This is a genomic window from Cellvibrio polysaccharolyticus (assembly GCF_015182315.1).
Classification (GTDB): Bacteria; Pseudomonadota; Gammaproteobacteria; order Pseudomonadales; family Cellvibrionaceae; genus Cellvibrio; species Cellvibrio polysaccharolyticus.
The window spans coordinates 3,037,473-3,059,808 of the sequence record NZ_PRDL01000001.1 but is presented as its reverse complement, the minus strand read 5'-3'; the positions used below and the strand labels follow the sequence as shown (position 1 = coordinate 3,059,808).

The window sequence follows — 22,336 nt, the reverse complement described above, 5'->3', positions numbered from 1 at the left end:
CGCCAGAAACAGCGTGATATTACAGCTCATAACAAAAAAATTTTATTCAGCCAAAGCTTTTCTATACTGCGCAGATGTTTCCAATGAAACATGTTCGTTATCAGGTCGTGCCCGCTATGAAACAGCGGCCAGCACTGACGCTGGTTTCTTTTTCGCCATTTTTATATAAGGAAATAGTGATGAAAACTTTTCATTCAACGTTACAAGGATGGGCGAAGTCTGCAGTGCCTGTCTCGCTATTATTACTATCTTCGATGGTTGCCGCTGAAACCCCGCGCATCAGTGTTCTGGAGTTCTCCAAAGATGCCAGCAAAGTCGCTGCGCTTGAAAAAGGAATTGCCAGCATGCGGGCCAATAGCAGTGCCAAACCGGATTCCGCTGCCTATCGCACCAGTTTTGCGTATTGGTCAAACACCCACGGTTACTTTGGTGCCGGAGGCAATGCTACCGATCTTGATGCCTACATCAAACGCCGTATGCCGGAGTGCTTGCCGCAGCTCGGTGAAAAAACCTGTAAGGAATATTATGCGCACATGGAGAATACGACCGTACCTGATGACGGCTTCACCAACAATGTATGGGGCACCTGTCAGCATGGCAATTTGAATTTTTTGCCATGGCACCGTATGTACCTGAACTTTTATGAGAAAACCTTGCGCAAGCAAACCGGCGATGCCAACTTCTCGCTGCCTTATTGGAACTACTACGAAGAAAGAAGCAAGGATGGCAAAGGGCTGGCAATTCCTGCCCTGGTCAGAAAATCCGCCAGTGATCCATTATTCGATGCCTGGCGCACACCGGGTTTGAACGACAATTCCACTTCAATTACCGTGCAAACTGCCAGTGCTCGTCAGGCTTTTGCGTTTAACGACTTCACCAACTTCTCAAACAACTTGCAAAACCAGCCGCATGGCGCCATGCACTGTGCAGTAGGCACCGGCTGTGCTACCCCGGATATGGGTTTTGTGCCTATTGCCGGGCTTGATCCTGTGTTTTATATGCACCACGCCAATATTGATCGTTTGTGGCAATGCTGGTTGGATCGTAAAGCTGGCGGACAAAAGCAGGATCTCGCCTGGGCCAAAAAAAATCTCGGTATGCCGGATAGCTGGTACAACATCCGTTATACCTTTGCCGATGAAAGTGGCAATCAGGTGGATGTGACCATCGCCGACGTTTTTGACGAAAATAAATTTCCTCGTCGTTACGCCGCCGATCTTCGTTGTGAAGAGCCGGTGTTAAAACAGGAATCTCATCTGGTTGCTACTGCAGGAGAATCACCGTTGAAATCCCATGCGTTGCTGACCCATCAGGACAAAATTGTCTTACGTGGCAAACCGGCTGCGGTGAATTTACAACCCGCTGCCAATAATTTAAGAGCATCCGTCTTATCGCAAGCCTTGCAGGAAACAGCGGCAACCTATTTGATTCTGGAGAATGTAACCATTGATGGTGCGCCAGCGATCACTTATGACATCTATATCGCCAACAAAGAGCAGGGTGACAAACGTATTTATGTGGCAACCTTCAATTTGTTCGGTGCCGGCGATTCAGACCATCACCATGATCATAGCGAAGGCATGCAGCTGATTTTTAACGTAACGGAAGATGTGTCCAAACTGGGGCTGACAGGTCCGGATAGTGTATCCGTCACTTTTGAGCCTACCACCTTATCCAGCCGTCCGGTTCCCCAGGCAAATTCCAGCAGTGGAATTTCTGTCGGTTCGATCCGACTGGAAAATACAGCGGTTCGCCCCTGATCCTTGATGCCCGGCCTGATAAGGTCGGGCATTTTTCTATCATGGTTTAAAAACTGCCAGTCACTTTGGCGAAAGGAATCTTTATGATGACGCAGGTAACCCGTCAATATCTGACCCGCATGAGCGTTTTGCCGCTCATGGTTCTGCTCTTACCCAATGCTTATGCCGATGAAGATCATCTATTGAATGACCCCCCGTTAATGTCCATTCAGGCGGCGCTACCCGAAGCTTCATCGCGTTTGCTGACATCATCGCCAGGCAGAGAAAAATATTTTGAATGGACTGTGAAGTACACCGACAGCAGTTTGTGGAATCCGGCTACCAACCGTTGGGACAAGGTGCATTTGCGCAGTTATCAGGGCTCGGGCATTGATACCAAAGCGCCTTTTGCGGCACCTACCATTGTGGTTGAACCCGGCGATACTATTCGGGCAACCTTGAAAAACCGCTTGCCGAAAGATGAAAACTGTTTTAATAAATCCCAGCCTGTTAATGAGCCGCATTGTTTTAACAGCACTAATATGCACACTCACGGTTTATGGATTAACCCGGCCGGCAATAGCGATAACGTGTTGATATCCATTAACCCGGATGTGGATTTTCAGTATGAATATAATATTCCCGCTGATCACCCGGCAGGCACTTTCTGGTATCACCCGCATCGCCACGGCTCTACCGCCATTCAAGTTGCCAGCGGCATGGCGGGGGCGCTGATTATTAAAGGGGATCGTCAGCCCACCACCACACAAAATGGTGATCTGGATACTTTATTGTCTGCCACGGAAGAGCGCATTTTGCTGTTCCAGCAAATTCAATACTATTGCCATGGCGAAGGTAAAAACCCTGAAGATTACAATTGCAGTAATGAACGGGATCGTGGCGAAATAGAAAGCTATGCGGCATTTTCACCGGGTGTATGGGCAGACTCGGGGCGCTTTACCAGTATTAATGGCCAGGTGCAGCCGTTTATTCAGGCCAAAGCCGGGCAGGTTGAACGTTGGCGAATGATTCATGCCGGGGTACGTGATTCCATCAATCTGGAATTCAGAAAAATGAAACCCGCTAACAATAATTTTCGTGCAGCTTTACATCAGCAAGCGCTGCAACAGGACGAGCTTATTGAAGAATATTGTACCGGTGAAGCGCTGACGCAATTTATTGTGGCGGCAGATGGTTTGACCGTGCCTGCGATGCGTAAATACACAACGACAGTATTTCAACCGGGCTACCGTTGGGATGCTTTAATGGTATTTCCGGAAGAGGGTCAGTACTGTGTTATTGATAGCGCAGCTCCTGCCTCAGCCAACGTTGACCGCACCGCATCATCGCGCCAGCTTCTGGCGGTGGTCAATGTGAGCGCCGGTGAAAAAGCCGACCCCGAAAGCGTTTTGATGCGCACTTTGACAACCCATGCGAAACAACGCTATCCGGAGAATGTCAGCCGTGAAGTTATTCGCGATTTGGAAAACGGTCAGTCATTGAAAAAATTTGTTGCGCATGCTCCTATCACCAACGTGGATGGCAAACAGTCGCTGGTATTTAATATCAATACCGACACCGACCCGGCGCAATTCCTGATTGATGGCAAACCTTATGACCCCGCCCGTATCGACAGGGAACTGGTATTAGGCACCAGTGATGAATGGACGTTGACGTCCAACCTTGCCAGCCATCCATTTCACATTCATGTGAATCCTTTCGAGATCGTTGCGGTATACGATCCCAATGGCAAGGATGTTAGCGGCCCCGATGCTATTGATGATTTTGATAAATCAGCAGCGCCGGATGTGCAATACCGGGGCACCAAAGGTTTGTGGAAAGATACTTTGTGGGTTAAAAATGTTCAGCTGAAAGATAAGAGCCGACATGCCTACACCGTCGTAGTGCGAACCCGCTATCAGCGCTATATTGGTGATTTTGTATTGCATTGCCATATTCTGGATCATGAAGATCAGGGCATGATGCAGAACGTGCGTATTGGAATTAGTGACGGGCGCGGCGGCATTGCTCACGGCCACCATTAATTGCTGCATAAAAAATCCCCCGACGTTTGCGCGCCGGGGGATTTTTTTTGGCCGTATCAAGAGCCGGCACTATTAGAAATGAATGTCAGCACTCAACATGGCAGAGCGTGCGGTACCCAGTAATACGCGATTGGCTGGCCAGTTGGTCGATGTGGCATAAAGCTCATCGGTTACGTTATTCACATTCAAACGCAAAGTAAGATTTTCGTTAAATGTGTAGGACGCCATCAGGTTGCCAATGGTGTAACCCGGTAATTTTCCGAAGGTGCCATTGGGAATAATGCGGCTGGCATCATCGGGGCGACCCGCCCAGGAATCGCCTACGTGTTGAATACCGGCACCAATGGTCAGGCCTGCGTCAAACCGCCAGGTCGTCCAAAGGCTGGCGCTTTCTTTCGGTGTAAAGGCCAATTCATCACCGCTGGTGCGTGTAGCAGTGCCGTAGTCAGCCGGGTTGGCGCGCTTGCGTACGTCATCCAGCCAGGCGCTGTGTTTGCGCTCGCTGTCGAGAATTACAAAGCCACCGAACACATCCCACTGCTCGGTAATTTTTCCGGAAATACCAAATTCCACACCTTCTACGATTTGCTTGCCGTGGCCTTTCAGGCTGGCTGAGGTTTCACCCACTTCCAGGCCGGTAATCGCTACGTTGCGCTTTTCGGTAGAAAATACCGCGAGGTTGGTAGAGAGGCGGCTGTCGAAGAAGTCCCACTTGGTACCAATTTCATAGTTGCGTGACTTCACCACTTTGGCATCTGCAACAAAGCCCGGGAAAGCATTGTCGCCGGTACGTGAAATATCCGGGTTGGAAAGGAAGGAACCGGCAGGCAGCGAAGATTCGCCCACCGCCACGTAAATGCTGCCGTTGCTGGCCGGTTTGTAAACCAGACCAATTTTGCCACCGGCAGTGGTTTCACTTTCCTTGTAACCGTTCAACGCACCACTGGAAGAACCGTCAGCGTTGTTGCTATCAATAGTCACTTTGTAGCGCTCACCGCGAACGCCGGCAGTCAGCTGCCATTGATCGTTGAGTGTCAGCGTGTCGTAAATGTAAATCGCCTGGGTATTGACGCCAACCTTGTTCGCCTGGGTTGCATTCAATTCAAAGGCCGGTGAACGATAGGCATCGGGATTAAAAATGTTGGTCGCCGCCGGGTTGTTGGTGCCGTAACGGTTAGCGTCTGATGACTCGCGTGAAAATTCCACACCAGCTACCAGGTGGTGTTTGATAGAGCCGGTATTAAACAGCGCCGTGAGGTTGCTCAGGTTGGAGAAGCTGGCTGCTTCGCGATCATAAATCTGGGTTTGCGAGGTCATTTGCTGTGTCGCCGGTGTGTAACCGGTAGGTACGGTGAAGCGTGCTTCGCGATCGGTTTTGGAAAGGCGTGTCTGGTTGCTGAAACTCAGGGTGCTGGAAAAGTCGTGTTCCACTTTGGCGAGCAGCGAGTCGGATTTGGTATCGTCATAATCGGATGCCAGGCCATAAAAATTATCGCGGTCTGCCGATGCTGCCACGGCATCGTAACGCATCATGCCTTTGATCATTGCGGCCGGTACGCCCCAGTCCGGACGGGCTTCCTGCTCCAGATGCTGATAGGCGAGGGTGAAGCGGGTGCTGCTATCCAACCCCCAGGCTACCGATGGCGCCACACCCCAATTGTTGCTGTCAGCACGCTCGCGACCGGCAACACCGCTGTCTTCTACCATCAGGTTCAAACGCACCGCGGCACCGGGGCTGACTTTCTGGTTGATATCGGTAGTGAGGCGATGGCGGGCTTTGGAGTCGTACTCGTCGTCACCGTAGCTGATGGTGGCCGAGCGGAAATTTTCCAGACGCGGGGTTTTGGTGGAAAGATTAATGTAACCGCCAGCGCTGCCACGGCCGTTATCGGCTGCCGGGCCTTTGGCCACTTCAACTTGTTCCACGTTAAAAATGTCGCGGCTGTAACTGCCGGAGTCACGTGCGCCATCTACAAAAATACTGCCGCTGGTGTCAAAACCGCGCAGGCTGAAATTGCTGTTACCGGTGGAGAAGCCGTTTTCACCGGCGTTAAAACTGATGCCAGGTGTGTTGGCCAACACGTCAGTGAGGTTTTGTGCGCCCTGTTGGGTGAACACTTCTTCCGGAATAATTTGCAGGGTTTGCGGGGTATCTACCAGCGGCGCGGTGAACTTGGGCGATGAAGGCGCTTGTGCTTCTGTCTGGCCTTTAACCTGAACGGTTTTCAGGGTAGGGGCGGTTTCATTGCTGCTTTGTGCGTAGCTCATACTGCTGGCAGTAATGCATACCAGTGCAGCAACGAGAGGTTTGAGGCGCGTTCCTGCCAAAATGGGCGAATGATCAATGGTGCATTGGGTCATGGGCTGGGTCCTTGTTGATTGAAGTGGGAGAGCGAAAACGGCAGAAGCAAAGCTGAAAATTTTACAGATGATAATAATTGATATTATTAATATCAAATGATATTGATCACAGGTTCCATTTGGCGCCACCGCTGCCAACCTCTTTAACAGTGATTTTCTGTACCGGGGGCAGCGTGGCGAAGAGAGGGATCGGCGGTGTTATAGTGGTTAATCCCAACCATTCGTTTATCAGGAGGCAATCGGGTGCTGGACATTATTCCGGAGATTCTGACGGCAGAGCAGGTAGCGCAATGCCGCCATTTACTGGCCAATGCTGCATGGCAGGATGGCAAAACCACGGCGGGGCATGTGGCGCGTCAGGCAAAACAAAACCGGCAGCTGGCGGCAGATGATCCGCTGACAACGCAGTTGGGAAATCTTATTCTGGATGCGCTGGTGCGCAACCCGCGCTTTATGTCTGCCGCCTTGCCGTTAAAAGTATTGCCTCCGCGCTTCAATCGTTATGAAAACGGCGGTCATTACGGCAATCATATTGATGGCGCGGTGATGAATGCACCCGGCTCGTCACAGCGCATCCGCACTGATCTTTCCGCAACGCTGTTTTTCTGCGATCCCGACGATTACGACGGGGGCGAGTTGGTGATTGAAGACACCTATGGCAGCCAGTCCATAAAGCTGCCCGCAGGCCACCTGGTGCTGTATCCGGGCACCAGCTTGCACCGGGTAACACCGGTCACTCGCGGGGCAAGAATCGCCGCTTTCTTCTGGGTTCAAAGCCTGGTGCGTGAAGACAGCCAGCGCAGTATTCTCACCAGCCTCGATACCGCTATTCAGCACGTTTCAGCCGATACTCCCGATAGCGACGCGGTAGCCCGGTTAACCGGGGTTTATCACAACCTGCTGCGCCAATGGTCGGAGACCTGAGCCAATGACCGCTATTCTGCCGCCGTTGCAAACCATCCCTGTCGATATCCAAAGCCTTGCTGATTACGAGCCCTATGCCAAAGCGCGGATGACGCCACAGGCCTGGGCTTATTTCAGCGGTGGCGCAGCCGATGAAATTACCCTGCGCGACAACCACGACGCTTTCGCTCGTTACCGGTTTAAGGGGCGGGTATTGCAGCCTGTGCAGCAGGGCAATACCCGTTTACAGCTGTTTGACATGTTGCTGGAATATCCCATTCTGCTGGCGCCGGTGGCTTTTCATCGGTTGGCGCATAGCGAGGGCGAGCTGGCAACCGTTACCGCCGCCGCCGCCATGGGCGCCGCCATGGTGGTAAGTACCCAGGCCAGTGTCGGTATCGAACACATTGCCGCCCGGGCGGTTGCACCGCTGTTGTTTCAGTTGTATTGGCAGCCGCACCGCGAAGCCAATCTGGCGTTGGTAAAAGCGGCTGAGGCGGCCGGTTGCAAAGCTTTGCTGGTGACGGTGGATGCACCGGTGAATGGTCCGCGCCACCGTGAGCAGCGCGCCGGCTTTGCACTGCCGTCCGATATAGAAGCCGTGAATTTACGCGGTTTGCCAACGGCGCCGGTATGGCATAGCAAGCCTGGCCAAAGCCCGGTATTTGGCAGTAACCTCTTGCAAGCTGCACCCACCTGGGAAGATATGCGCTGGTTAAAATCGATGACCCGTTTGCCGGTGGTTTTAAAAGGCGTAATGAACCCGGAGGATGCCCGACAGGCATTGGATTCAGGCATGGACGGTTTGGTGGTATCCAACCATGGTGGCCGCACGCTGGATGGTTTGCCTGCCTCTATTGATGCCCTGGCGGCAGTCGCGGCGGTGGTGAATAAACAAATACCACTCTTGCTGGATGGCGGCATTCGTCGCGGCAGCGATGTGGTAAAAGCGCTGGCGCTGGGTGCAGATGCGGTCATGATCGGACGCCCTTATATTCACGGCCTGGCAGCCGCCGGTGCGGTGGGGGTGGCGCATGTGCTGAATATGTTGCGTGCCGAGCTGGAAGTGGCCATGGTCTTGAATGGCTGTCATTGTCTGGCAGATATTGATGCCTCGCTGCTCTGGCAAGCAGGTCGCACTCAATAATCCGCTCCGGGTGCCGCCAGGCTGTGTTCTTTTTCCGCACGACCGACCAGTGAAGCACAAAGCCTTTCCTTAGGCTAATACCGGCAAGGGTGTTTATGTCGGGGCGGCCACAGAAATGCGTGCTGCCAATTGCGAGCGGTTCTCTCAAAGAATACAATAAGAATTATTATCATTAATGGGCGGTTTCCTGCCTGATAACATCATTCCTTTCCGAACCTCTTGCCTGTTAGCGACTGCCAACATCGTTAACGGCGGGTGTTCGGCTCGCGTTGGGGAAAGTTTCCATGTCCACGGTCGATTCCACCCGCCAGATGCATAGGCTTTATGAAGGCCACCATGCATGGTTGGCCAGCTGGCTGCGCAAGCGCTTGTCCTGCCGTGAGCAGGCGGCTGACCTGGCGCAGGACACCTTTGTCAAAGTGCTCCTCAATAACAAAGCGGCGGAGCTGCGCGAGCCCCGCGCTTATTTAACCAGTGTGGCGCGCAGTTTGATGATTGATATGTTTCGCCGCCGCAGTATTGAGCAGGCCTACCAGGAGGTACTCGCGGCGCAGCCCGAAAGGGTGGTGGATTCGCCGGAAACCCGGGAAATCATTATTGAAGCGCTCATGGAAGTTGACCGGTTACTGGATAGTTTGGGTGAGCGGGGCCGAAGCATTTTCATCATGGCGCAAATTGAAGGTTTGAGCCTTGCCGAAATTGCCCGCCAGTTAAACCTCTCGGTTAATACCGTGCGCAAGCATTTTATTCGCGCCATGGCGCAGTGTTTGATGTTGCTGGATTAAACGGTATGACGCACATATCACCGGATGTTTACGAAGAGGCGGCCGACTGGTATTTGCGCCTTAAAGAAAGCAGCAGCGATACCGCCTTGCAGCAACAACATCAGCAATGGCTCGCACAACATGAACTGCATCGCCACGTCTGGGCGCGGGTAGAAAAATTGTTGCAGACGTTTCAATTGCCGGCGGGGGCTATTGCCGGTTCTTCGTTGCGCCAGGCGCGCGCCACCCGACGTAACGCCTTGAAAAAAATGACCGCGCTTTTAATCGCCGGCGGTAGTGTGGGAATTAGCTGGCCGGTGCTACGCGAGTTGTCGGTATTTGCCGATTATCACACTGCAAAAGGTGAGCGCCGCGAGTGGTTATTAAGTGATGGCAGTCGGTTAACGCTGAACACCGCGACCGCTGTTGATATCCGTTTTACGGCAGATTTGCGAAGTATTTTTCTGCGCGAGGGCGAAATATTTCTCCAGGTTGCTGCCACCGGCGAGCCTTTTATCATTCACACACCCGCGGGCAGCATTCAGGTGGAGAAAAATTGTGTAATGGTGTGCAGCAACGGAGAAACTACCCGCGTCAGTGCACTGGACAGTGCAGTTGCTGCCCGCGCATTGGCGTTACCGAACCAGCTGGTGCTGGTCGAAGCCGGACAATCCCTGCGTTTCAGCCCAAAAGCCTATGAGGTGGCGGAAGGTGCAAGGCCTTATGCCGATGCCTGGCGGCAAGGTTTGCTGGTGGTCAGTGATTGGCAGCTGGATAGATTCCTGCAAGAGTTGGGGCGCTACCATCGCGGCTACATCGGTTGCGATGCCAGCATAGCGTCTTTGTCTCTATCCGGTTCGTTTCAATTGAACGATACCTTTGCCATTCTTGAAAATCTTGCGACAACCCTGCCGATAAAAATCCGCTATCGCACCCGTTACTGGGCGCAATTTGTGCTGGCCTGATTTTTTCAAAAAAATAATGAAGAGGGGTTGTCGATTGACGTTGCTCATTCGACTTGGAGATTAAAGGTGCATAGCCGCCGTTAATTTTCTTATCCCGAGAGGCTTCTGTTATGAGCAAATCTGCTCAAGGTGTTTGCTGTTTACGATTATCCATCCGCCTGGCCATGATGGGGCTGTTGGCGGTGGCTGCCGTTGGTACGACTTTAGCCATGCCGGTTTACGCACAAAGTGATGCGCCCGGTGTGCAACAGCAGCAACATTTTTCTATTGCCGCCGGGCCGCTGGAATCGGCCCTGATGCGCTTTTCTTCATTGTCGGGCATGACCATTTCGTTTACGCCCGACCAGGTGCGGGGCAAAAACACCCCGGGCATTCAGGGGGATTTTACTCCGGCACAGGCGCTGGATCGTTTATTGGCGGGCAGTGGCCTGGCGCTGCGCCAGCAAAATAATACCTTCAGCCTGGAAACCCTGCCGCAGGGCATGTTGCCAGCGGTGCAAGTGCAAGCAACGGGTGAAACGGTCGGCGCCACCGAAGGCAGTGGTTCCTATCGCGCTTTACAAGTTTCTCTGGGCAAGGGGCAAAGTGTTCGTGAAACGCCGCAGTCGATCAGCGTAATGACCCGTCAACGTATTGAAGACCAGGGGTTGAACGAGCTGGGTGATGTGTTATTGCAAACACCGGGCATTACCGCGGCGGTGGGATCCTATGCTTCAGTCGACAAAATTTATTCGCGGGGTTTTGAAGTCAGAAATGTGCAAATTGATGGCTTGGTCGCCGGAGAATTTTCCGGATTTTTTGGTACGCCCAATCTTGCCATGTACGACAGTGTAGAAATTATTCGTGGCGCGGACGGTTTGTTTTCCGGCAATGGCGAGCCAGGTGGTTCTATTAACCTGGTGCGCAAACGCCCGCTGGCGCATCGGCAAATTGCCGTGAATGCAACCGCAGGCAGTTGGGATTATTACCGCGCTGAAGTCGATGTCAGTACGCCACTGGCGTATGACGGCAAAGTACGCGGACGTTTGGTAGCAAGTTACATGGATCGTGAATATTTTTACGATGTGGCGAATAACGAAAATTCGTTTTTCTACGGCATTGTGGAAGCTGATCTCACAGAGAATACGCGGATTTTTGCCGGTGGCAGTTTTGATAAACGCAACGGAACACCGGGTAACCCTGGCATGCCGCGCGCACACGATGGCAGCGATTTGAAACTGCCACGCAGTACAGGATTATTCGCCTCCTGGGGCGTTGAGGATTACGAAAAGAAAGAATTTTTCCTGGGTATTGAACATCAATTTTCTGATCGTTGGTCATTAAAAACTGAAGCGACCGTGAGTGACACCGAGCGCTATCTGGTAAATGGTTCCCTATACGGTGCAATTGATCCGCAAACCGGTCTTGGTGGGCAAATCGGCTTATGGGGCGGTAATGATCTCGGCTCAAAAACCCGCACTGTTGATTTACACCTGAATGGCAGTTTCGATCTTTTTGGTCGCACGCACAGGCTGGTTTCCGGTGTGGACTGGCGTGAAGTAGTGTTCACCCAGTACCAGATGCAGACCGATTTTGATCAACCAATTCCGGCACAGAATGTTTACAGTTTTGATCCCCATAATATTCCTGATCCATCCAAAGTGCGTTATAACCGCGGCTGGAAGGATTACGGTTCTTTCCAGCAAGGTATTTATGCTCGGGTGAATTGGTCTCTCACAGATAGCCTGAATTTGATTACCGGTTTCCGCAATGCCGATTACGACTATGAATCGCCACTGGTGACTTTTGATGCGCAAGGCGAAAACATTATTCGCCGCTCGTTAACCAAATATGGCGAAAATAATATTCTCACCCCTTATGTTGGGCTTACCTTTACCGTCAACCCGCAGTGGTTGTTGTATGCCAGTTTGACCGACATTTACAAAGCACAATCGCACCGCCTCACAGGGCCGCTACCCGGCACACCGCTGGATGCCGTAGAGGGCCAAAATATGGAGGTGGGTGTTAAAGGCGATTTCAAAGACGGGCGCCTCACTACCGCGGTGTCGGTTTATCGTATTGAACAAACCGGTGAAGCGGTGCGCGACCCGGCATTTCCAAGTACACCTTTTGGTGATCTTGGCCTGAATTGTTGCTGGCTTTCACTCGGCGAGGTAGTGAGTGAAGGTGTTGATACGGAGGTTAATGGTGAGATATTACCGGGCTGGCAAATTTCCGCAGGTTACACATGGAACCGCAACAAAAACGAACGCACATCCGTCGTTTACCATTCTGTTACGCCGAAGCACTTATTTAAATTGTGGAGCGACTGGAGCTTCTCCGGGTCTTTAGCCGGTTGGAGTTTCGGCATTGGCGCAACCGCTCAAAGCGAGCATTTTGTTAACGGCACACTGAAGGCCTGGAATCAAAATTCCGGGCAATTCGATGGCCCTTCAGTGCCATTCCAATTCAGCCAGGGTGGTTACGCGGTATGGAACAGCCGCATTGCCTGGCAGGTGGATAACAACTGGTCGGTCGCGCTGAACGTTAATAACCTGTTCGATAAAACCTGGTATCAAACCCTGGGCAGTGCAGACAACGGTAACTTCTACGGTGAACCGCGTAATGCCATGGTTACGGTGCGTGGGCGCTTCTAATACCGAATCTGTATTCACCAGAGCCTGGCTATTGGATAACAAATGTACAAATGGCGGCTTTTAGGGAGAAAAGTCGCTTTTTTCACAAAAAAGTGAGCTTTTTTTAATTTTCGTTCGTCATGAGTAGTAAGAGAGTCAATTGTGCCGATGCACCGGGGCTGCAGTACGGAATCGGTTATCCCTTTACTTCACTCTTTTTAACGTCTGCTGCCATCTGCCCGTGCTTGTCATGTTGCAGTGATGGTAGCGGTTTAACGATTTTTTAATCTCCCAGGAGGAATGTACATGTTGAAGAAATCTTTACTGGCACTGGTGTTGTCATCCATGGCGGTAGCCGCCAGCGCTCACGAATTATGGATCGAACGCGATGGTAGCGGCCCGGTGCGTGTGTATGTCGGCCATGCTGAAGGTCATCCGGACAAAGGTGAATCGGTTGCCAAGCTGGAAGCCAACACCAAAGTATTCACCACTGACGCCAAACAACTGGCCAAACTGGCGGTGAAAGAAGACCACCTGGAAGCGACCCTTGCTACCCAGGGCGATGCCCGTATGGTCAATGACCTGGTGTGGAACCCGTGGAAAACCAAAGAAGGCGGCTACCAGGCAGCTATCTTCACTGCGCGTGCTGGCCGTACCGACACTAAAGCTGTGCTGGATTTTGAACTGGTACCGGTTGCTGCCAACGGCAACACCTTCACTCTGATTTACAAAGGCAAGCCATTGGCTGAATCTGAAGTCAACGTAATTTCCCCGGAAAAATGGACCAAAACGTTTACCACTGACAGCGAAGGCCGTATCACGCTGCCAATCAAGGAAAAAGGTCGCTTCATTCTGGTGGGTGCTCACAACGTTGATGCAGACAAAGGCACCGAAGTTGCCGGCCAAAAAATTGACAAACTGTCGTATACCACTGCGCTGAGTTTCGTCGCCGAGTAAATTCCTGTCTCAGGTGTATTACCGGCACAGTTTTCTGTGCCGGTTTTCCCTTCCCGCTGAAAAATTCCATCTATTAAGCCAGCACGCAAGCTGCTTTTTTCGCCTTGATTTTACTCGTATCGCTATTCAATTTCTGGCGTTAACTGCCGGTGTTGCTTCTGCTTCTGCTTCTGCTTCTGCTTCCGCGTTCGCCGTTTTACCCGCGTATTCAAGGCGCAGCGCTTTGGCGGCGGTAACCATGCGCTCCAGTGCGGCTTCGGTTTCCGGCCAGCGGCGGGTTTTCAAGCCGCAATCCGGGTTTACCCACAAACGTTCAATCGGTAACTCGCGTGCGGCACGACGCATCAGGTTAATGATGCTATTCACATCCGGGACATTGGGTGAGTGAATGTCGTAAACGCCAGGGCCAATATCATTCGGGTATTTGAAATTTTCAAACGCTTGCAGCAATTCGCCATCGGAACGGGAGGTTTCAATGGTGATGACGTCCGCATCCAGATCCGCAATCGCGCCGATAATATCGTTGAACTCCGAATAACACATGTGGGTGTGAATCTGGGTTTCATCCTGAACACCGGCAGCGCTTACGCGGAAAGCATTCACTGCCCAGTTCAAATAGGCTTGCCACTCTTTTTTGCGCAGCGGTAAACCTTCACGAATAGCCGGTTCGTCAATCTGAATGACTTTAATACCGGCTTGTTCCAGATCGACCACTTCATCACGCAATGCCAGGGCAATTTGCAAGGCGGTGGTTTCGCGAGGTTGATCGTCGCGTACAAAAGACCAGAACAGCATAGTGATGGGGCCGGTCAGCATGCCTTTTACCGGCTTCTTGCTGAGCGACTGCGCGTAGCGCGCCCAGTTTAGGGTGATTGCTTGCGGACGGGAAACATCACCAAAAATAATCGGCGGTTTTACGCAGCGCGAGCCGTAGCTTTGCACCCACCCGTATTGCGTAAAGGCATAGCCATCCAGATGTTCACCGAAGTATTCCACCATGTCGTTACGCTCGGCTTCGCCGTGCACCAATACATCAATATCCAGTTTCTCCTGGCGGGCAATCGCGTCGGCAATTTCCTGGCGAATACGGTTTTGGTATTCCGCTTCGTTAATAACACCCTGTTTGAAATCGCAGCGGGTTTGACGGATATGATCAGTCTGCGGAAAAGAGCCGATCGTGGTGGTGGGGAACAACGGCAAATGAAGCAGTGCTTGTTGTTTTTTAATTCGCAGCGGGAAAGCACTTTGGCGAGCACTGTCTGATGGTTTTACGGCTTGCAAGCGCGCCTGAACAACCGGGTTGTGAATGCGTGGCGAACTACGGCGAGATTCAGCGGCAGCGTTGCTGTCTGCCAGCGCTTTTTCCAGGGCGGGATTATTGTGGCCGGAAACCAGCTGTGCCAATGCTACCACTTCAGCAACTTTCTGTGTGGCGAATGCCAGCCAGCTTTTAATTTCAGCATCCAGTTTTTGTTCACGATCCAGGTCAACCGGTGAGTGCAACAATGAACAGGAAGGTGCCACCCACAAACGCCCGCCCAACTGCGCCCTGGCATCTTTCAACACCTTCAGTGATTCTGCCAAATCGTTGCGCCAGATATTGCGGCCATTGACGATACCGACCGACAGTACTTTGTGCGCAGACAGGGGATCAACCACCGGCAAGAGTTGCTCTGGCGCACGCACCGCATCAATGTGCAAACCGGCCACTGGTAAATTCAATGCGGTCGACAGGTTTTCGCCCAGTGGGCCGAAGTAAGTAGCCAGCAAAATTTTCAGCTTGCCGGTTTGCAGTCGGTGATAAACACCTTCGAAAGCCTGTTGCCATTTTGCGGGCAAATCCAGCACCAGAATCGGCTCATCAATTTGCACCCATTCCACACCGGTTTCCGCCAGTGCCGCCAGCAGTTGCTCATAAGCAGGCAGCAGGTTTTGCAGCAAATCAAAACGATCAAATGCGCTGCCTTTTTCCTTGCCGAGCCACAGGTAGCTCAAGGGGCCCAACACCACTGGCTTAACGTTATGGCCCAGTGAAATAGCCTCGCGTGTTTCATCAATAATTTGAGTCCAGCTCAATGCAAACTGCTGACCGGCATGAAACTCCGGTACCAGATAGTGGTAGTTGGTATCAAACCATTTGGTCATATCAGACGCGGTGGTGCCGTTACCGCCAGGCGCCCGGCCACGCGCAACGCGAAACAAGGTATCCAGATCAATATCGGTACAGGGCGTGGTGACGGCTTCGGCTTCAGGGTTGTGCGCATGGGCCGCACAACAAGCGGTTTCGGTAGTGCGGGTGGTAGCGTTTGTGGCGGCACCTTTACGGTGACGAGCCGGAATATTGCCTACTGTTGCAGACAGCGTCAGTACCTGATCGTACCAGGCAAAGTCACCGGCCGGTATTAAATCAAGACCGGCATCCGCTTGCAGTTTCCAGTGGGCGGCGCGCAGTTCGCGGCCAGTTGCTTCCAGTTGAGATTGGGTAATATCTCCACGCCAATAGGCTTCCTGGGCTTTTTTCAGTTCGCGGTCTGCGCCAATCCGGGGAAACCCGAGGTTGTGCGCCAGTGTGTTCGGAGTTGTCATGGTTTAGCCTCATGGGGTGATTCTGTTTTGGATGAGGCCATTCTCGGAGAAGCGTTATCATGAGTAAAACTGATAATTTTCAGTTTTAAAGTGAAATAAATTTGATTTGATGGTTGGTGAGGCGTAGGATTTGATTCAATCTTCAAAACGGCCTTGCTGCAAATTCTTAAATATGGCGATGAGCCCCCATGGATGGGTTCACGGCGTGTCAGTTATACCACTTGGCCACCTCCCGTTTAACGGAGCACCTATGATAGAAATCCGTCATCTCAAAACGCTGATCGCTTTGCGCGAAACCGGTAGTCTGGTAGACGCCGCAGAGCGGTTGTTTCTTACCCAGTCGGCCTTGTCCCATCAGTTAAAAGAACTGGAAGGGCGCCTGGGTACCGAGCTTTTTATTCGCAAAAGTCGTCCGCTGCGTTTCACTGAAGCAGGCAAGCGGGTGTTATTGCTGGCCGACGACGTACTGGCCAAAGTCAGCGAGGCCGAGCGCGATGTACACAAACTGTTGCACGGCGAAGCAGGTCGTTTGTACATGGCCATCGAGTGCCACAGCTGTTTTAACTGGCTGATGCCAACGGTCGATGTATACCGCAACCAATGGCCCTCCATTGAGCTGGATTTTTCCAGCGGCTTTATGTTTGAGCCGCTGCCAGCGCTGGCGCAAGGTGAAATTGATCTGGTGATTACATCAGACCCGCAAGATATCAAGGGTGTTGAATACATCCCCTTGTTCAGCTACGAAATGCAAATTGCGATTGCCAACAGCCATCCGTTGCATGCAAAAAATTATCTTGAGCCAGGCGATCTGGCTGATCAAACCATCATTACCTACCCGGTAGAGCGCTCGCGTCTGGATGTGTTTAAAAACTTTCTCGATCCGGCCGGTATTGAACCAGCGGGGATTCGCACGTCTGAACTGACACTGATGATGGTGCAACTGGTGGTCAGTGGGCGAGGTGTGTGCGCGTTACCGAACTGGGTGCTGGCGGAATATGTGGATCAGGCATTGATCAGCGTGCGTGCTGCCGGTGCTAAAGGTATTTGGCCGACCTTGTATGCAGCGGTGAGAGAAGAGCAGCTGGAAACACCGTTTATTGCCGATTTTCTCAAGCTGGCCAAAGCCCATTGTCTGAAAAATCTCACCGGGGTCAAACAGGTTTGATCCCCGGCGAGAGCCGCACCTCTCAACGGTTGCGACATGCTTCTGTTATGAGGTGGCCGCTTTTCCTGCTACCCAATTTTGTCGCAGCCGATCATAACTCCAGTTGAACAGCAGGGTGTAGGGCAAAAAGAATAATAGAATGCCTGCTTCCAGTTTAAGCGCCATCCACCAGCTCACCGACAACCAGAAGGCGGCAACCGGGACAGTAAAAAACACCAGTCCTGCCTCAAAGCCCAACGCGTGCAATATCCGCACGCCCAGTGTGCGTTCAAAGAGCAGGCGTTGTTGCAAGCGGTCAAACAGGATGTTGTACACCATGTTCCAGAGCATGGCTGCTGTCGATAGAAACAACGCCAATGCGCCCATGGTGGCGAGTGACACGTTCATCAGCCAGGCAAATAGCGGTGCGCTGGTAGCGATTGCCAATGCTTCAAACGTAAACGCATGGAACACACGTTCCTGAAATGAACGTTGGATGCGGGTTGCTGACGCTTGCATGGTAAAACTGCCTCAAAAATAAAGTCAGCAGCAATATTAATCGGCTAGTATGGGTGGTAAAAGTTAATATCCATCGGAAAAACCGATATGAATATGTCTCTTGAATCCTTGTCTATGTTTGTTCAGGTGGCCAGCGTCGGCTCTTTCAGTGCCGCGGCACGTCAGTTGGGGAAAAGCCAATCCACGGTGAGTGAGGCCATTGCCAAACTGGAAATTGATCTGGATGTGGTGTTATTCGACCGGACTGCGCGTAAACCGGTAATCACCGACGCCGGTGCTTTGTTACTGCAACGAGCACAGCAAGTATTGGCTGCTTCCACCCGTATGGAGCAAACCGCCAGCTTGTTGTCATCCGGTCTTGAAAGCCGGGTAACGCTGGTTATCTCGGATGTTTATCAGTCGGCTCACTATGAGCCCTTGTTGGAAAAACTGGCGCGGCGTTATCCTGATTTGAATTTTGAATGTGTCATTGCCGAAGATGCTGATGTGCTGGAGCTGGTGGGTGAGGGGCGTGCTTCGATCGGCATATTGGCTGCTCAGCCGACTTACCCGCCAGCATTGGATTTTGTCCGGTTGGCGGGTGTGGTGCATTTTGATTTGTATGTGGGTCAGGACCATGCGTTGACTCGCCACGCACAGGTAACGACAAGTCTGCTGGCACAGCATCGATCATTAAAAATCCAGACTATTAACAATCAGTCAACCGCTAGCCATTATTTACCGGAAGGGCGCAGTCATTGGTCAGCACCGGATTATTTGTTGCTGCTGGAGCTGGCGGTAAAAGGTTACGGATGGGCGGAGTTGCCGGTAGAGCTTGTTGAGCGTTTTGGTAATAATCAGTTACAGCGCTTGCCGGTAAAAGGCTGGCCGCGTCAGGTAGCGGTGGATGTTATCCGTTCCAAACGCAACACGCCGGGCCCTGCCGGTGAGTGGTTGTTACGGCAAATTACGGGTGAATAGCTCTGAAGGCTTTTTGATGGAATAGGGTACTATTCCTTCCGTTCGTCATCAGGTCATTGTTTCCAAAAATGCATAAATACATCCATGTAGCGCCATCGAGTCATCCATGACTCGAAGGTTTTGGAAACAATGACCTGACGCCAAACTCGCATTGTGCAGCTTTGAAACCATATTGATACGATCGGATTTTTCTCCCGAGAGAAAATCCGCAGAATGGCATCAAAAAATTTAATCGTCGATTTTACACAGCGAAATATTTACGCCATCAAAATAACAATCTATATCTACCCATTTGCCTTCAAATGCTTGCAGCGAGTTATCAGTAGCGGTATATCCCCACAGTGAACCATTGCTCACCAAACCTTCGAGATCAATGTCATTGTCTGTATCGGCGCGTTCAATTTCGCGGATGATAAACTGCTCATCTCTTACCACGCCTTCAATTTCTACCGCGGTACCATCCAGCGCTTCCACCATTAAACGGTCTTCAAAGCGGGTAGTGCTATCAATAACGAAATTAAATCCGTTGATACTGAATGCACCATTTTGGTAAACCGCTGTGCCTCGCACGCTGAATTTACGGGCGGCCGGTGCAGCGGTATCGGGTTGACGGGCTTTGGTGAACTCTACCTCGGTCACAACCGGCTCACCATTGACCTGTTTTACCGTGACTTCCACGTAGCGACCAATGGCCAGATCCTGTTGTTTGCCATCGTCGAAACGGGTAGTGGTGTTTACCTTGAACTGAACTTTTCCGCTCAATTCAAAAGCGGTTTTTTCTTCGTTTACCCAGGTAATGACGCCTTCAATTTCGGTATCATCGGCGCGGCCGAAATCTTCCACATCTACTTCGCTGGCCTGAAAAACGCTGCCGTTGTAACGGCCAAAAACTTCTACCCACTGGCCATTTTTCAAGGGGCCTTCTTCAATAACGGCGTTTGAAAAATCAATGCTCTGGTTATTCAGCACGAAGGTTTTTCCGGTTTCAGACAGCTCTTGCAGGTAGCCTTCAACTTCGTAATACAGGGGTATATCGCCACCGCTCAGGGTGGTGAAAGCCGTTACCCGAACGCTGCCGTCGGCTTGTTGTTCGGTGCCGATCAATGCGAAATCACCGGTTTTTAATTTTGTTGATGCATGGCTGTAATCCAGCGTGGCGCCTGCTACAGTGAAGCTGTTACCGGTCACGGCGGTAACCTCGCCGGCCAATGACGGGTTCAACAAAATCTCTTCTACTTTGTTGTCACGGGTGGTGACTTTTACCGGCCAGCCAGCAGTAAGTGTGTTTGCTGGCAGCGTTTGCCCGGCATAGCGCACCGGCGTATTGTTGGTGGGCAGTGTGTAGCCGTTCAGGTCAACCGAATTATTGCTGGCAGCACTTACGGTGCCCACAATCACAGCAGGCAGCGCAACGGTACTGACCGGTGGCGTTGCAGGGGTTGGCGCAGGTGTGGTGCTGTTATTGCGGTCATTGTTACTACCGCTGCTACCGCCACAGGCCGACAAACTTGCCGCTATCGCCAGTATCAACAGTTTTTTATATCCTTGCATGGAAACCTCCGGGGTATGCATTTGATGGATTCAACCCCGCCATCCTGGATGATCCCTTGTGAAGTAAACGTGAAGAAAACAGGCACGCAACGAATGAATGTACTTATTGTTGAAGACAGTCAACAAATTATGGAAACCCTGACCGACTATTTGGAGATGGAAGGGATGACGGTTGACTGTGCTTACCACGGACAGGCTGCCTTGCAACTGATTCAGCAAAGCAGTTACGACGTTATTATCATGGATATCATGATGCCGAAACTTGACGGCATTGGGGCGGTACAGCAAATTCGCCAACAGTACCTTTGCCAGACGCCGATTCTTTTTTTAACCGCCAAAGATACCATCCAGGATAAAACTGCCGCCTTTGAAGCCGGTGGCGATGATTATCTGGTCAAGCCGTTTGCCATGAAGGAATTATTGTTGCGGCTGGAAGCATTAAGCAAACGCGGGTTTCGCCAGGATCTCACCCGGTTGACGCTGGCAGATATTATCTTTGATACGGTAACCGGCAAGGTTACCCGGGGTGATGAGCTGTTGAAACTCAGCCGGATTCAACTGAAAATTCTTAAACTGTTAATGCAAAAATCACCCGCGTTGGTGAGCAAGCAATACTTGCTGGATGAAATATGGGGTGATGACGAACCACCCAGCGATGCCTTGCGCAGCCATATTTATGCACTGCGCACCGCCATTGATAGCGGGCGTGAGGAGCCTCTGCTTGAAACGGTTCACGGCCAGGGATATCGCCTTGTTTCGTAAAATTACCCAAAGCCTTTTTTATCGGCTGACGATCAGCATTGCGCTGCTGGCGGCTATTTATATTTTATTATTTTCGCTGGTGATTGCCGTTGCTGAAGATCAACTCGAGGTGCTCAGTTTGCACCACTGGCTGGACTCCGAAGCGAGTAAATATCGCCAGGAGTATGTGCTTTATGGCGAGCAAACGGCGCTGCCGAATCCTTTCGAGTTTGACAGCTACTGGAGTGAAAATGCCATTCCGCCGTGGTTGAAAAATTACACCGTACCGGGATTTTACGAACACCATTTGGGTCCGGAAGATAAGCACTTTCTGGTAACGCCACACCCGTCGGGTACGGGTGTTTTTTATGTGGTGTTTAAAGATGATGCGGACGATTATCTGGATTTATACGAAAGCCGTTTGCACCTTTTTACGCTGTTGTTTGGTCTGGGTATTTTGCTCTTCACGCTGATTTCCGGGTTTTATCTGGTGCGGCAAATCGCTGTGCCCTTAATGAAAGTGCGGCACAAAATCCGGCAGATGCCGCCGGGTGAAACCGCGTTTGCCGTGGATGCGCCTTATATTGAGTTGCGGGAAATTGAGCAGGCATTGCTTGATAGCAAAAAAATCATTGCCGCCTATTTTCAACGAGAGCAGGAATTCAACCGTTTTGCTTCCCATGAAATGCGCACGCCCTTGATGGTTTTAAAAGGTTCTGCGGATATTCTCGGGCGTACTTTGCCGACTGATAAAGTTTCTGCCAAAGCATTAACTCGTATTCAGAATGCCTGCGCAGAAATGACCTTGTTGACGGATATGTTTTTGCTGTTGGGCAAAGCGCAAATTGAGCCTTATCAATTGCAAACTTTATCGGTAGCTGAATTATTGCAACATCAGTTGCCATTAATTGCCGCGTCTTTTTCGCAGCACAATGCAGATTACAATCTGGTAACCGAGGAAGATTGCACCATTTTGGCGCCGAGCAGTTTTCTGATTGTAGTCATTAACAACCTGCTAAAAAATGCTTTCAGCTACAGCGATGGTACGGTGGAAATCACGCTGAATGGCGGGTCATTGCGGGTGGTTAACAGCTATCAGCAGGAGTATCGGGAGAATGTTGGCTACGGCTACGGGCTAGTGATTATCGAGCGAATTTGCAGCCGTATGAATTGGTTGTTTGAAAAAACCGATAGTAATAATGCTTTTGCTGTCACCATCACTTTTGGTGAAGGGCCACCGCAGAGAGGCGCCTGATCGGTCGAGTGAACCTTAAATGTTGTGCATAAAAAAACCCGATCATTGATCGGGTTTTTTGTAAGCCGGCTAATTTACACGTCT

At 51.4% G+C, this 22,336-nt stretch carries 16 protein-coding genes; 12 read left to right on the top strand and 4 right to left on the bottom strand.

Translation table 11 applies throughout. The features are described from left to right. The first annotated feature begins 83 nt into the window (after positions 1 to 83). Both C4F51_RS13070 and C4F51_RS13065 read left to right on the top strand, forming a co-directional pair. Positions 84 to 1,760, top strand: coding sequence for a tyrosinase family protein (locus C4F51_RS13070; RefSeq protein ID WP_202987683.1), 1,677 nt, complete (start codon positions 84 to 86; stop codon positions 1,758 to 1,760). Between the two features lie 83 nt (positions 1,761 to 1,843). Then, positions 1,844 to 3,784 (top strand): multicopper oxidase family protein, encoded by a 1,941-nt coding sequence (locus C4F51_RS13065; protein WP_202987682.1) that lies wholly within the window; start codon positions 1,844 to 1,846, stop codon positions 3,782 to 3,784. Positions 3,785 to 3,856: 72 nt separating this feature from the next. Here C4F51_RS13065 and C4F51_RS13060 read toward each other — a convergent pair whose 3' ends face one another. Next, positions 3,857 to 6,145, bottom strand: coding sequence for a TonB-dependent receptor (locus C4F51_RS13060; protein WP_193910476.1), 2,289 nt, complete (start codon positions 6,143 to 6,145; stop codon positions 3,857 to 3,859). Between the two features lie 243 nt (positions 6,146 to 6,388). Between C4F51_RS13060 and C4F51_RS13055 the strand changes: the two genes are divergently transcribed. From C4F51_RS13055 to C4F51_RS13030, 6 genes are all read left to right on the top strand, one after another. Next, positions 6,389 to 7,069, top strand: coding sequence for a Fe2+-dependent dioxygenase (locus C4F51_RS13055; RefSeq protein WP_193910474.1), 681 nt, complete (start codon positions 6,389 to 6,391; stop codon positions 7,067 to 7,069). A gap of 4 nt (positions 7,070 to 7,073) precedes the next feature. Next, positions 7,074 to 8,195, top strand: a complete 1,122-nt coding sequence (locus C4F51_RS13050) for an alpha-hydroxy acid oxidase (protein ID WP_193910472.1) — start codon at positions 7,074 to 7,076, stop codon at positions 8,193 to 8,195. A gap of 284 nt (positions 8,196 to 8,479) precedes the next feature. After that, a complete protein-coding gene (locus tag C4F51_RS13045; RefSeq protein WP_193910470.1) occupies positions 8,480 to 8,980 on the top strand; it encodes a sigma-70 family RNA polymerase sigma factor in 501 nt (166 codons plus the stop codon). A gap of 5 nt (positions 8,981 to 8,985) precedes the next feature. Beyond that, positions 8,986 to 9,924 (top strand): FecR domain-containing protein, encoded by a 939-nt coding sequence (locus C4F51_RS13040; RefSeq protein ID WP_193910468.1) that lies wholly within the window; start codon positions 8,986 to 8,988, stop codon positions 9,922 to 9,924. Positions 9,925 to 10,034: 110 nt separating this feature from the next. Next, the gene (locus C4F51_RS13035; protein ID WP_193910466.1) at positions 10,035 to 12,560 is read left to right on the top strand and encodes a TonB-dependent siderophore receptor; all 2,526 of its coding nucleotides are present in this window, start codon (positions 10,035 to 10,037) and stop codon (positions 12,558 to 12,560) included. Between the two features lie 285 nt (positions 12,561 to 12,845). Beyond that, on the top strand, positions 12,846 to 13,496 hold the full coding sequence (locus C4F51_RS13030; RefSeq protein ID WP_193910464.1) for a DUF4198 domain-containing protein: 651 nt from the start codon (positions 12,846 to 12,848) through the stop codon (positions 13,494 to 13,496). A gap of 126 nt (positions 13,497 to 13,622) precedes the next feature. Here C4F51_RS13030 and metE read toward each other — a convergent pair whose 3' ends face one another. Next, the gene (gene metE / locus C4F51_RS13025; RefSeq protein WP_193910462.1) at positions 13,623 to 16,082 is read right to left on the bottom strand and encodes a 5-methyltetrahydropteroyltriglutamate--homocysteine S-methyltransferase; all 2,460 of its coding nucleotides are present in this window, start codon (positions 16,080 to 16,082) and stop codon (positions 13,623 to 13,625) included. A 250-nt stretch (positions 16,083 to 16,332) separates the two neighbouring features. Here metE and C4F51_RS13020 point away from each other — a divergent pair, with 250 nt between their 5' ends. Beyond that, the gene (locus tag C4F51_RS13020) at positions 16,333 to 17,247 is read left to right on the top strand and encodes a LysR family transcriptional regulator (RefSeq protein ID WP_193910460.1); all 915 of its coding nucleotides are present in this window, start codon (positions 16,333 to 16,335) and stop codon (positions 17,245 to 17,247) included. 45 nt (positions 17,248 to 17,292) lie between these two features. On the opposite strand, the gene C4F51_RS13015 is transcribed toward C4F51_RS13020, so the two are convergent. Further along, positions 17,293 to 17,745, bottom strand: a complete 453-nt coding sequence (locus C4F51_RS13015) for a multidrug/biocide efflux PACE transporter (RefSeq protein WP_193910458.1) — start codon at positions 17,743 to 17,745, stop codon at positions 17,293 to 17,295. Positions 17,746 to 17,832: 87 nt separating this feature from the next. On the opposite strand from C4F51_RS13015, the gene C4F51_RS13010 reads away from it, so the two are divergent. Next, the gene (locus C4F51_RS13010; RefSeq protein WP_193910456.1) at positions 17,833 to 18,705 is read left to right on the top strand and encodes a LysR family transcriptional regulator; all 873 of its coding nucleotides are present in this window, start codon (positions 17,833 to 17,835) and stop codon (positions 18,703 to 18,705) included. Between the two features lie 228 nt (positions 18,706 to 18,933). Here the strand turns inward: C4F51_RS13010 and C4F51_RS13005 are convergent, their stop codons facing one another. Next, on the bottom strand, positions 18,934 to 20,256 hold the full coding sequence (locus tag C4F51_RS13005) for a DUF5666 domain-containing protein (RefSeq protein WP_193910454.1): 1,323 nt from the start codon (positions 20,254 to 20,256) through the stop codon (positions 18,934 to 18,936). A gap of 93 nt (positions 20,257 to 20,349) precedes the next feature. On the opposite strand from C4F51_RS13005, the gene C4F51_RS13000 reads away from it, so the two are divergent. Further along, positions 20,350 to 21,018 (top strand): response regulator transcription factor, encoded by a 669-nt coding sequence (locus tag C4F51_RS13000; protein ID WP_193910452.1) that lies wholly within the window; start codon positions 20,350 to 20,352, stop codon positions 21,016 to 21,018. Further along, positions 20,978 to 22,252, top strand: a complete 1,275-nt coding sequence (locus C4F51_RS12995; protein ID WP_202987681.1) for a sensor histidine kinase — start codon at positions 20,978 to 20,980, stop codon at positions 22,250 to 22,252. The genes C4F51_RS13000 and C4F51_RS12995 overlap by 41 nt, the downstream gene beginning before the upstream one ends. Positions 22,253 to 22,336 lie beyond the last annotated feature (84 nt).